Genomic DNA, 12,453 nt, shown 5'->3' on the forward strand with positions numbered 1-12,453 from the left:
AACCGGTAAATTTTGCTCCGCCACATCACCCGGGGCGAGCGATCGCAAACGCTAATTCGACGGAAGTCGCCACCTGCTGCTAAGGTATCTGAGGTTGTCTACTGTGTGCTGTCCATGCGCGGTAAAGACAAGCGATCTAGTGACGAGTGTCAGAGGTTCACCACCTCCGCTATTCCCACTGGTACAAGCTTCACTACAAAACATGGCAACACACCAGGCGTGTTCACCCGGATGGTCAGGACCTTGGGATCATTTGTAGTACAGGAGTGAACGACGAAAGCTTCAAGGCAGAAAACGCGTCGATCTTGTGTCGGCTCGCGAACTTCTCTGTTCGATCTGCTTGCGCGCCGCATGTGAGACAACAATGTCATTCATTCGCACACCACTGCTTAAGAGGTATTTATCATGGCTAACATCAAGTCGCAGATCAAGCGCGTCAAGACCAACGAAAAGCGTCGTCAGCGCAACCAGCACATCCGCTCCGCAGTTCGCACCGAAATTCGTAAGCTTCGTGCACTGATCGCTGAAGGCAACAAGGAAGCTGCTGCAGAACAGCTCAAGGTTACTTCCCGCGCTCTCGACAAGGCTGTGACCAAGGGTGTGCTGCACCGCAACAATGCGGCCAACAAGAAGTCGCGCCTGGCACAGGCTGTCAACAAGATCGAAGCTTAAAACACTTCGCTTGCAGCTATTGAAAAACGCTGCACTGCCAACTTGCCCAGTTGGTCGGTGAAAAAGAAACCGGATTCCTCGCTGATTGCGAAGAGTCCGGTTTTTTGCAGCAATACATTGTTTCGATCTACGGAACAATCCTCTTGCGTGCGCTGCTGTTCGGGTGCGAATGCCGGGTGTCGGCAAGAGTGTCGTGAGCGGCATTCCGCCGGCGAATCCAGCGCACCACGGGTGTTACCGCAGAGATGTTCAACATCGAAGCCCTAGCGTTTTCGGGCTATTTCACTGATGGTGAACACTGCATGCTCTATCGCCCATTGGGGAGTGCCCTGCTGGCCGCGAACATTACAGGCGAGCTCCGCTACCGCAATTAACGCAGCATCGACTGCCCTACCACTCCAGCGGCGTGCCTGGGATAGCGCACTGTCAACTTTCCACGGCGGCATCCCGATTTCCTGTGCCAAACTGCGCTTATCCACATAGCCTTCCAACGAGTACATGCGGGCAATACTGGAGACACTTCGAGTGATTGCGGCAGCGATAACGATTGGTTCTTCACCGATCTGTAACGCCCGCCGGGTGGCTTGCAATGCTGCTGTGGTTTTCCCAGCAACCACCAGATCAGCAATGTGAAACCCGGATACTTCGGCTGTCGCCCCATGATAGGCGCGTACCGCTTCGACGGTGACATTGCCACCTGTATCAGCAACCAGCTGACTGACAGCACTGGCGAGTTCCCGAAGATCACTGCCCACACTATCGAGGACAGTATGGATCACCGCATCGTCGACTCGCACCTTATGTTGCCGGAATTGCTGCCGAACGAACCCGGGGCGATCCTTCGGTTTCAGTTTCATCGCTTCAACGGTCGTACCATGTTTTTTCAAACTGGCAAGGAGAGCTTTGGTGCGTCCACCACCGCTGTGCTCGACGATCAGTGTAATGCCGTAGGCCGGCTGTTCGACTGCTTGTTGAATCAGTCCTGCAGCGTCTTTGCCAGCAGATTCGGCCTGTTGGATGACCACCACCCGCTCATCGCTAAACAGTGACGGCGCGAGCGCCTCACCAAGCTGGGTGGCATCAACCTGCCCGGCGCGCAGCGTAGTAATTGGCACATCATTCGGGTTAGGTACGTTGGCACGAACTGCTGTGATGATGCTGCGGCGGGCGACTTCGACGAGGTATGGTTCGTCGCCAAGAATGAGATTGATTGGGGCTGGTCTTGCGGGCACGGTTCTATGCTGCCATATCCTTGGTACTTGTTGGAATAGTCCTGGATAATCTGCACCTGACTATTGGTTGGGGCTGCCGCGCGCGGGGTGGATGTGGTAGGCAGATGCTGTTGTGTTGTCGATGCCTGTTGGTTAGGCAGCAATGAGTGTCACCAAGGTCCAGCTGCCAAGGAGGAATGCTGCTGCGACGGTGAGGGTTGCCGCCCAGCGGGAGTAGCACAGCAGAACAATCCATAGGCCAACGGTGATGATTTGGATGACACCGGTGAGGTCGTCCCCGATGGTGATGGTGGCCAGCGGCAGCGTGGAGGTGGTGCGGGCAACGGCATCAATCCAGCGCAACGGGAGTTGCAGTAGCCACACGATTATTTGAGGGATGAGTGGCCAGCTGGCGGTGAGCACCAATACAAGACCGGCGACGGTGATGGGGGCTACTGCAGGGGCAGCGAGAAGATTGGCGACCACTGAAACGGTGGAAAATTGGCCGGCCATAAGGGTGATGAGCGGTGCAGTGATCAATTGGGCGGCTATGGCTAGTGCTATAGCTTTGGCGAAAAGCAGCGGAATACGACAGCTGACGAGCGGGGCGATGAGATGCGGATAGATGAGCAGGATGCCGGCTGTTGCTGCAACGGAAAGCGCAAATCCATATGCACAGGCGAGTTGGGGATCATAGACCAGCAGTCCAATGGTGGTTGCAGCCAATACTCGGGCAGGGTGAAGTCGATGATCACCGATAAGTGCTAGCAGTCCAATACTGCCGGTTGCTGCCGCGCGCAGCACACTGGGTTCAGTACCAACGAGCAGAACATAGGCTATGAGTGCCAGTCCTGCGATACCGACGGCCAACCATTGGGGGAGGCGAATAGCTTTGGCGATAACGAGGACACTGGTAGTAACAATTGCGACGTTTGCTCCGGATACTGCGGTGAGATGGCTAAGCCCCGTGGCAGTGTAGCGAAGCTGTGCTTCCGGGGTGACTTGTGACGTGTCGCCGATGATCATTCCGGCCGCTAACGCCTCCAAGGTGGGGTTGTTGAGCCGGGTGAGGGCACCGAGCAGATGTTCGTGGAGTGTGGCGGCGGCGGTGAGGAGTTTGCCTGGTGGGGCGACCGGTTCAACATGGGTTTCGTTGAGGAGTATGGGGCACAGGTTCAACCGGTCGGTGTGTTGCACCTCGGCGGTGATTGCCAGTGTTGTACCGGCAGCCATAGTTGGAGGTTTGCCGGTGATCACCGGTAGTTCGCAGGGCAGATCCAAGGGATGAATCTTGTAAAGGAAGCGGCCATGTCCAATGGTTCTAAAACCTGTAAGGAGGCGTCCTTCAATGGTGATATCGGTGGCATGCCGCAGCGAATGGGCAGCAACGGTGGCGATTTTTCGCATGGTCGCCAGGGTTGCTGTGGTGGCGAGTGTGGCGCCGCCGAGGGCAAGCCGCCACTGGCCCACGATAAACAGCAGCAAACTCCCCAGCAGGCTGCCGAACAGTGTTGGGGTGGGACTGGTGGTGGCAACAGTGACCAACACAGCTATCCACACCCAACCGGCGAGTATCCCCCACTGCCATGTGCGAATGGTGAGCCGTGTCATGGGAGGAGTTTGCCGCGGAGACGGTCCACTGTAGCAGGGCCGATCCCACTGATTGCGGTGAGTTCATCAATACTGGTGATCGCCGGGTGATCTACCCGATAGGTGAGAATTGCTTGCGCTGTTTTCGCTCCGATACCGGGGATTTGTTGCAATTGTGCAGCTGTTGCAGTGCTGTAGTGCACCACCACCGCGTCCCCACTGTTGGCCGGCTCCCCACTAGGGGATGCTGCGCCGTTTCCGAGCAGCGACTCATCGCCGGGAAGTGTTGCACCACCTGCATAGGCTTGATCGACTGCTGGTGGTGGCAGTGCGGCGGCTTCCGCGGCGGAGGGAACATACAGCTGTACACCGTCTACGAGCGGTGCAGCAAGATTCACCCGGGCAAGCGCCGCATCGGCACGCGGTACTGCAAGAGTGAGCGCATCAGCAACCCGGGCGGTTGCGGGAAGGGTCACCACCCCAGGATGCTCCACCGCGCCAACCACGCTCACAACCACCGCTGCTGGAACCGACTGTGATTTTTCTGCTGCCGAAATACTGCCCCGGCTGCTGCCTGCAGCCGCAGGGGTGTTTGATTGTTCAGCATCTGGAAGCGTCTTGGTGGAATTTGCTGCAGGAGTTTCCGTGGTTTGCGCCATGTCCCCGTTGGCAGCGTTGCCATGAGTGACCTCGGCTACTGCGTCCCGATCAGGTGGCCCGCCTGAAGCTAACCACACCACCATTATGGAAACCACTATCACTGCCAGCCCAATACTGGCTCGTTGCAGCATACCGCGGCGTGACCGCGGGCTTGGTCGAGGAATAGTCGCTGTGCTCGTATCTGCTGAACTGTGGTTGCGGTCGGCTGCGCAATCAGCTGTTGTTGCGTCACCAGATGTTCCTGTGGCACCTTCGGTGCCCTCGGCGAGAGGATCAGCGGCAAAATATTGCTCGTCGTCGAGGCTGCATCTGGATTCCATTTCGGCTAGACCGTCATCGAGCCGGTGAATACCTGATCGTAAAGCTTGAAGAAGTTGCGGAGTCATAGGCACAGCCTGACAATCGTCGCAACTGGGTGCATAGACTTCAGCGCCCAAGCTGGGGAAAACTCAAAATCGGCGGTTTTTTCTCCACAAGAAGGTGATCCGCTGTGCGCACTAGCAGGCGATGTGGGAAGACTCCATCCGCCACAAGCGAGGGTGTTCTCGTATCCGAAGGGTTGAGGGGGTTATCCTTCGCCATTCTCATGCACGCTTTGAGCCGAGTCGTCTGCTTCGGCCTCGGAATTGTCCTCGTCGCTGTCACCGCCGCCCGAGGAATGCGCTGTGTGTTTCGCCGCGGAACCATCCTGTTTCAACAGTTGCAGGAAATCGGCTGCTTTCGAAGAGGATTTCTTCACCGGGGCTGCCGGCAGATTCTCACTTGGCGGCTGTGCCTGGCTGGCACACATCACCGTCACAGCTAACGAACCAGGTCCAGCATGCACGGCAAGGGCAGGGTCAAGTCCCACCACACTGATTTCACTGTCGGCTGGCAGCGCAAGCTGCAGCTGCTCCGCGAGCGTACTGGCTGCCTCTGCGGCCTGAAAATGCTGCACCCACACTGTGGCCGGATACTCCCCGGCTTTGTGCACCACCATGCCAACCAGCTTATCGATGCCTTTTGCCTGCGTACGGGTTTTAGCCGCCACCTCTAATTTGCCGTCTTGTAACGTCAAAATCGGGCGGATCGCTAACGCAGTCGACATCAGCGTCGTTGCCGCCGATAACCGTCCAGACTTGCGCAGATCATCAATTTTGTGCACATACAAAAACAAAAAACAGCGCTGTAACACTGCTGTAGCCGCATTTCGGCAGGCCACCAAATCGCCGCCCTTTTGTGCCTCCTTAGCCGCCGCAATCGCTGCCAAGCCTAGATGCATACCGATCGCTGACGTGTCCAACACCGCCACAAGATCATCAAACACCCCAGCAGCAGTTACCGCATTCGCCCACGTCGAAGACAGCTCTTTCGACAAGTGGATCGCAACAACCCCCTCGTCGCCGCCGCGTTCCAGCTGCCGTGCATAACAGGCAACCAGCTCTAACGCAGTAAGACCAGCAGTGGTTTTCGCCGCCCCCTGACTCATCGTGTGCAGCGGCAACACCACAATGTCATGTGCTTGGGCAACCTCTGGCGACAGGTTCGACGAGGAATCTGTCACAATCCGAACCGGCATACAGCCGCCTCCTTGTTCTTCACGACGAGCCACTGCTTTTTACAACAGCATGACGCAGCTTGGCTACACGCTGCACAACACACTATTGTCACCGCAGCGAAGCTCGTCTCGCCTCCTGCAAACGCAACCCATAGTGTGACTCATCATAGGGTGCAACGAAAAGATATGCGGGAAAGAAGCATCTGTTCTGCTCCCCGAACAGGAGCGTCCCGCAAAAGACTGTACAGCCCATCATCTTTCATAGGGGCGGCACACCAGGGTCCTCACCCGCAATATTCTGCTATACAGCCGCCGGTGGACGACCATTCCAGGTTGTGAGCATCCATCTGGCCTGCTCAACAGTCTCCGGTGTAAACCGCAAACTGCCGTCCTCTGCAGTCGTTGGCACCAGCTCACCAGCATCATCATCAACAAACGGTGGTCGTGCCTCAAGCTCCGCCCAACACGTATTGCCTAACCGTTGAAACATCGGCAACTGGTGTGGTTCCAAACCCAACAGATTCGCCACCGTCGCTGTAATCAGCCCACCATGGCCCACCACAACAACCGTGTTTCCATCCCAGTGGTCATATTCAGCCATGATCTCATCGATCGCTGCCCGCCCCCGGGCACCAACCTCTAAATGAGTTTCTGCACCAGGGGGCGCCCAATGCACATCGCGCCGCCAGCGAGCCCGCTGCCCAGGAAAATGTTCATCTAAAAACTCGCGGCTTTTATCCTGCCACTGCCCTAAATCGGTTTCCCGGAAACGCCGCTCAACGCGCACATCTACACCCAACACAGCACCGATCGAAGCCGCAGTGTCGAAAGCCCGCGATAGATCAGAGGAATAAATCCGGGTAATGCGCTCATCTACAAGCCCAGCCGCTAGCCGGTCAGCCTGTTGACGACCAGCAGCTGACAACGGCACATCGAGCTGTCCCTGCAACCGTCCCGTCCGGTTATGTTCAGTCTCCCCGTGACGGATGAGCAGTAACCGTCGACTCACAGTTCGCCCTCGTCTGGTTCCGGTTCCGCCAACGGAATCTGATCAATGGAATCAACTGCAAACACGTTGACATCCTCCGACCAGTCTTCGGTGCGTTGATAAGTTTCAATACCTTCCACCTCAAGCAGCGGACAGTCACGCCACAGCCGATCCAAACCATAGAACTGACGCTCGTCACGGCGGAACACGTGAACGACAATATCGCCGTAGTCAAGCAACGCCCACCGACCTTCCCGGGTGCCTTCCCGCCGAATCGGTCGCGCATCAATGTCTCGCAGCTGATCCTCAACTTCGTCAACAATCGCATTGACGTGACGCTCATTGTCGCCAGTAACAACGACGAACAGATCAGTAATCACCAAATGATCGTGAACGTCGATGATGGCGATCTGTTCGGCGAGTTTATCGTCAGCAGCCTTCGCCGCGGCCTTGGCTAACTTCAAAGATTGTTCTTGGACAGTCATAAACTTTGCAACACTATTCTCTATATTGGTTTTCGAACTTGAAAAATCGGAATTACGCTCGGCATATCCCCATTGCTGCAATGCCCCAGTTTGGTGACAGTTTCCTACAGCTCAACCAGCAAAATCTGGGGAGCAACTGCGAAGCTAGCGCACAGCAACGAATACACCCTACTCTAGCCGGGAGTTTCCCCAGAATACACTGCCAAGCACCCATCGCCGGCGATGAGCATCGCAAGTCAGTCTTGCTGCCAGGGCAGCCACCCTCCACAGGCATTGCCGCATCACTACAGCAAACAACCACAGCTGCAAAAGAATCAATACCAGCAACAACCATTCGCATACCCTAACGACCGGCGTCGAAATAGTCGCTTCACACGACGCTGCCAGCAGGAAAACAGTTACGACTGCGGCGGGTGCGGATCGTCCAACGGGGCTAGCGGAGCTTGCTCCCTGCCAAGGGCTTTCGCCTGCAATTGTGCTCTCGCCCGTGCAACGTCATCGGTGTGATACAAATTCCGCTTCGCAATATATTGCACTACCCCATCAGGGACGAGATACCAGACAGGACGGCCAGCCGCGACACGCTGTCGACAATCCGTCGACGATATCGCCATTGCGGGAATTTCCACTAAAAACAGATGATCCCGACGACCCGGCGGCAACGTTGATTCGTCAAGCTGATACCCCGGACGGGTTACGCCTACAAACATTGCCAGCTCAAACAGTTCATCCCAATTATGCCAAGTACCGATCCGTGCCAGCGCGTCAGCACCGGTGATAAAGAACAGTTCACTATCGGGATAGATAGTTTTCAGCTCTTTCAACGTGTCGACAGTATACGAAGGGCCGGTGCGATCAATTTCAATCCGGGAGGTATGAAACCGCGGATTCGGGGCAGTGGCAATAACCGACATCAAATAACGGTCTTCGGCAGCGGTAACCTCCCGATCACGTTTCTGCCAGGAATCCCCTGTTGGCACATAGAGCACCAAATCGAGCCCGAACAGGTCAGCCACCTCACTACCGGCAACGAGATGGCCGTGGTGGATAGGATCAAACGTGCCGCCCATTATGCCGATACGGCGTGGGGTTTCCTGCTTCATAAATGAGCATTCTACGCGGAAGCAAGCAATCCCTTGCCACGCAGATCCGCTCGACAAACTGCTCGTGCACCCTCGATAACCGATACAGCAGCATCAACGGTGCAAAAGCAGGCACCGGCTCCGCACCAATGACTATCGCAGTCAGACTGCATAGGTGGCGTTCAGCAGGCACCGCACTGCAGAATGCGGTGCCGTGTTTTTTCAAGGAGTCATTACCGGTTGCTGATAAAAGCCCATTCGCGTGGCGTCACCGACTGATCATAAGTTCCGGCGTTCCGCCGTTGCCGAGCAGTGTTTAACATGGCATTGATTCGTGCAATTGTTTCCTGCTCAGCAGCAGTGTCCCGTCCATCGAGGCGGAAATATCGGACGTGATTGTCGTAGTCGTGTTGCGCAGATTCCACATTGCCTGGCCAGTCACAGACAGGATCACGCGGAATACAGAAATTCACAGTTTGCTCTGCCCGATACAGTTTGGTCGAATCCAACCCGCCAACCGGGTTGTACACCATGCCACGAGTCGGCCATGTTGCCCCGACCCGTGCCCAATCATTTGGGGCGAGGAACGGATCCCCTAAATACACCGAGCCCACAAGTCGCCGTGACAACGCCATCGGCAACTCAGCCAAATGCACCACCGCTGCCCCTTGGGAATAGCCCATCACCACATATGCTGGTCGACACCCCGTCGTATCCTCAAACTGCTTGGCCCGCGATACCACGCTGCGGGCGCCGTTGACCGCCGACTCATACACATCCGTCCCGGAGCCGATCCCCACCTGGGATGCCTGATAATCGTTATCGTCCAGTCCAAGGACCAAGGTGTCGCGAAGATCCACCTGCTCAAGCATGCGTTGGATCATGCCACCTTCCCAACCGGTTGTTGTTGCCCGACCGATCGGAAACGTCAACGATGCCGCCTGTGGTTCACCTGATCCGCGTGCCGCGATGATTACCGCAGCCGGACAGGTCACCGGCTGGGCAACAGCTGGTGCGGTCGTCAACGTGGTGACACTAGCAATCCCGGCGGCCAGTGCAACAAGTTTTTGTTTCAGCGACATGATTCCTTCCAACACACCAAATAATGTTGTGACGGCGCTATAGCTCCACCAGAAAAATTACGGCAAACCGCTCCCACCCTACAACGCTGACGAACCACCGTCAGACAGCTTGCCTTAATGAACTAACTCGCCTGCCGCCAACCAAGGGCCGCAGAATCTCTCGCTTTGGGTCGAAAGGCAAGACTCGAATGTGGTGCAGACCATGGCTTACTCCAGCGCCTGTTTCCTGCGCACAGGTAGAAAACCAGCCCTCTGCCGGTGTCAACGATCAAGCCATAGGCGCTGTCCACAACGGCAAATTCGCCCCTGTTGGCGTATTACACTGGGCGAATATGCCCATCACCCTGCACCACCCATTTCGTGGTTGTCAGCTCCGGTAATCCCATAGGACCGCGGGCGTGCAGCTTTTGGGTCGAAATGCCAATCTCAGCACCCATACCGTACTGCTGCCCATCGGTAAACGCCGTCGACGCATTCACCGACACCGCCGCCGAATCCACCTGATCAATAAACTGTTGGGCTGCGGCAAGACTGGACGTCACGATCGCCTCAGTATGACCGGACGACCACTGTTCAATGTGGTCGATGGCCTCCGCAATGGAATCAACCAACCGTACCGCCACATCCATCGACAAATATTCACAACCCCAATCCTCATCTGTTGCAGCTACTGGGGCGGTGGCACCGGCGGCGACCAATTCGGTGACATCCCCGTGGATCGTCACCCCGGCAGTTTCCAATTCGCGCAAAATCCGGGCAATAACCTGCGGGTCAAGACCACGATCAAGAAGCACAGTTTCAGTTGCGTTACACACACTCACCCGGCGGATCTTTCCGTTTAACACCACGGCAACCGCCATATCCGGATCGGCATCTTTATGCACATAGGTGTGACAGTTTCCGGTACCGGTTTCAATAGTGGGCACCTGCGCACCGGTGACAACCGCTTCAATAAGTCCTGCCCCGCCGCGCGGAATAACCACGTCAACAAGTCCACGTGCGGTGATCAGTGCTTGCACAGAAGTGTGTGTTTGACACGGCAAAAGCTGCACAATGTTGGGATCAAGCTGCTGTTGTTGCAACACGGTTCGCAGCACGTCGACTAGTGCAGCATTAGAATGTGCTGCCGATCGTGAACCCCTCAGCAGCGCCACATTGCCAGCTTTAAATGCCAGCCCGAAACTGTCAACGGTGACATTGGGGCGCGCCTCATAGACCATTCCCATCACCCCAAGCGGCACCCGAATTCTGCTCAGCCGCAAACCATTGGGAAGCACCCGACCGGTGTCGACGACACCAACAGGATCTGGTAGCGCCGCAACCTCCCGGAGACCGGCAGCGATCCCTGCAATCCGCTCCCCGGTGAGCCGCAGCCGGTCGATAATACTTGCCGGGGTGCCATTTGCTGCTGCTTGCGTACAGTCCTTCTCATTTGCCGCTAATACAGCATCCTGGTGGGCTACCAGCGCATCGGCGCAGGCTACCAGCACTCGATTCTTTACCGCTGTTGACAAGGTTCGCATACTCGGGGCGACCGCTTGCGCAATCGCTGCAAGCTCGGCGACGGTTGCAGCTTCAGCACGGGCAAGAGACTGTTCGTGATCGGTCGACACTGGCACTCCTTACGTTCACGGGTTGAACAACACCCGATGGTGATTGGTGCACCCTATTGTGCCGGATAGGTCACAATAATGTGGTGGTTTTCCCAATCACGACAAAGCCTGGATTGCTAACGCCCCAATACTGCTATTCCCAACACGGCCTGGTTGGCGCATGAGCCCCTGAAAAAGCCGCACGGTGCACCAGTGTGTGCCGGGTAAAACAAGTAAATCCCATAAGTTGCCACAATGGGCTAGCGGCCAACCCTGGCTGCGAATGATCCTCGGTATTCAGCAAATCGCCGCCGCCCAGGCGCAATGACCACCGCCCAGTTAGACAACCAAGAAGTGTGCGAGCAGCAGAAAATCTTCGATGATTCACACAGACGAGACCGAAGCACGCAAGACACCAAAAAGAAGGCTGGTTGCTGCGACCAGGTTCGTCGCCGGCAACCAGCCGAATATCAATAACACCAATCCTGCACAAACCACCGATTGCGCGGTATCTGCTGGTAAACCGGCCGGCAGATACAACAAGGATTAGTATCCGCGGGCAGGGTCCACCTCGGTAGGCATCGTCTCACCATTTGTATAGGCGCGAATATTGTCGACAATAGCCGTAGAAATCAGCCGCGGAATATTGCTCACCGTATTTGCCACATGCGGGGTGATCAACACATTGTTCATAGCAAATAGTGGATGGCCATCGGGCAGCGGCTCCGGATCGGTTACATCCAACGCGGCAGCCCAAATTGTGCCCTGTTCTAATGCGGCCACCAGATCATCAGTGACCACCTGTGGACCGCGGCCAACGTTGACAAACACTGCCGATGACTTCATTTTGCCCAAGAATTCTGCGTCCACCAGATGATGGGTTTCCGCAGTCAACGGTGCCGCTAAAATCACATGATCAGCTTCCCCCAGCACCGTATCCAGTTCACTAAACGGCACCGTTCGATCAGCGCCGGCAACAGGATTACCGGAACGATTCACCCCGGTGACCTTACAACCGAAACCCTGCAACATTGGGATGAGCTCTTTCCCAATGCCACCAGCCCCAATGATGAGCACCTCCGAGTCATACAGCCACCGCGAATGCTTATCGATATAGCCGCTGGTGTCCCACTGTTGACGGCGAAGCGCATCCGGGTAAAGATGCAATGCACCCAGCAATAAGGCGACGGCAGACTCTGCAACCGGGCGGGCATACACACCAGAAGCATTTGTCCACCGTCGATCAGGAGTGATAATGCCCCGATCAAAGAAAGCATCAATACCGGCGAGCGTAAGCTGTACCCATTTCACCGATTCACCAAGCTTTGGAAATTGGTCAGCGGTGCCGTTATAGATCACCAGTTCCGGATCGTCATGCAACTCAACCTGGGTGTGGCCTTCCGCGTCGAGGGTCTCGATAACCACATCCCACGGCTTTGGGGTGATGGCATACTTCATAGCTGTACGCTCCTTCAATGTTGATATTGCAATGCTGCGCGAAACGCTGCCGCTTCGCCGCTGATGCGTTGTGCTATCCACCTTAGGAGAAAGCGA

10 protein-coding genes and 1 pseudogene are annotated in these 12,453 nt (G+C 56.2%); 1 reads left to right on the forward strand and 10 read right to left on the reverse strand.

Going from position 1 to position 12,453, the window contains the following annotated elements; translation table 11 throughout:
* Positions 1-405: 405 nt before the first annotated feature.
* Positions 406-672: a 30S ribosomal protein S20 gene (gene rpsT / locus CCHOA_RS07695; RefSeq protein ID WP_123929049.1), complete on the forward strand. Its 267-nt coding sequence runs from the start codon at positions 406-408 to the stop codon at positions 670-672.
* A 263-nt stretch (positions 673-935) separates the two neighbouring features.
* Here rpsT and holA read toward each other — a convergent pair whose 3' ends face one another.
* The 10 genes and pseudogenes from holA to CCHOA_RS07745 all read right to left on the reverse strand — a co-directional run bounded on the left by holA (position 936) and on the right by CCHOA_RS07745 (position 12,357).
* Positions 936-1,904, reverse strand: a complete 969-nt coding sequence (gene holA, locus CCHOA_RS07700; protein WP_245992115.1) for a DNA polymerase III subunit delta — start codon at positions 1,902-1,904, stop codon at positions 936-938.
* A 132-nt stretch (positions 1,905-2,036) separates the two neighbouring features.
* On the reverse strand, positions 2,037-3,494 hold the full coding sequence (locus tag CCHOA_RS07705; protein ID WP_123929055.1) for a ComEC/Rec2 family competence protein: 1,458 nt from the start codon (positions 3,492-3,494) through the stop codon (positions 2,037-2,039).
* Complete coding sequence (locus tag CCHOA_RS07710; protein WP_123929058.1) at positions 3,491-4,519, reverse strand: ComEA family DNA-binding protein; 1,029 nt, start codon at positions 4,517-4,519, stop codon at positions 3,491-3,493. Before CCHOA_RS07710 ends, CCHOA_RS07705 begins: the two co-directional genes overlap by 4 nt.
* Before the next feature lie 380 nt (positions 4,520-4,899).
* Positions 4,900-5,691: pseudogene (locus CCHOA_RS07715) on the reverse strand (DegV family protein); the annotation flags it as partial.
* A 280-nt stretch (positions 5,692-5,971) separates the two neighbouring features.
* Complete coding sequence (locus CCHOA_RS07720; RefSeq protein WP_123929062.1) at positions 5,972-6,679, reverse strand: histidine phosphatase family protein; 708 nt, start codon at positions 6,677-6,679, stop codon at positions 5,972-5,974.
* The gene (gene rsfS / locus CCHOA_RS07725; protein ID WP_123929064.1) at positions 6,676-7,143 is read right to left on the reverse strand and encodes a ribosome silencing factor; all 468 of its coding nucleotides are present in this window, start codon (positions 7,141-7,143) and stop codon (positions 6,676-6,678) included. The genes CCHOA_RS07720 and rsfS overlap by 4 nt, the downstream gene beginning before the upstream one ends.
* Before the next feature lie 398 nt (positions 7,144-7,541).
* The gene (nadD, locus tag CCHOA_RS07730; protein ID WP_123929067.1) at positions 7,542-8,246 is read right to left on the reverse strand and encodes a nicotinate-nucleotide adenylyltransferase; all 705 of its coding nucleotides are present in this window, start codon (positions 8,244-8,246) and stop codon (positions 7,542-7,544) included.
* 212 nt (positions 8,247-8,458) lie between these two features.
* Positions 8,459-9,307: a cutinase family protein gene (locus tag CCHOA_RS07735; protein ID WP_123929070.1), complete on the reverse strand. Its 849-nt coding sequence runs from the start codon at positions 9,305-9,307 to the stop codon at positions 8,459-8,461.
* Between the two features lie 317 nt (positions 9,308-9,624).
* Complete coding sequence (locus CCHOA_RS07740) at positions 9,625-10,920, reverse strand: glutamate-5-semialdehyde dehydrogenase (RefSeq protein WP_342769399.1); 1,296 nt, start codon at positions 10,918-10,920, stop codon at positions 9,625-9,627.
* 525 nt (positions 10,921-11,445) lie between these two features.
* Positions 11,446-12,357, reverse strand: coding sequence for a D-isomer specific 2-hydroxyacid dehydrogenase family protein (locus CCHOA_RS07745; protein WP_123929075.1), 912 nt, complete (start codon positions 12,355-12,357; stop codon positions 11,446-11,448).
* Positions 12,358-12,453 lie beyond the last annotated feature (96 nt).

Source organism: Corynebacterium choanae, from assembly GCF_003813965.1.
Classification (GTDB): domain Bacteria; phylum Actinomycetota; class Actinomycetes; order Mycobacteriales; family Mycobacteriaceae; genus Corynebacterium; species Corynebacterium choanae.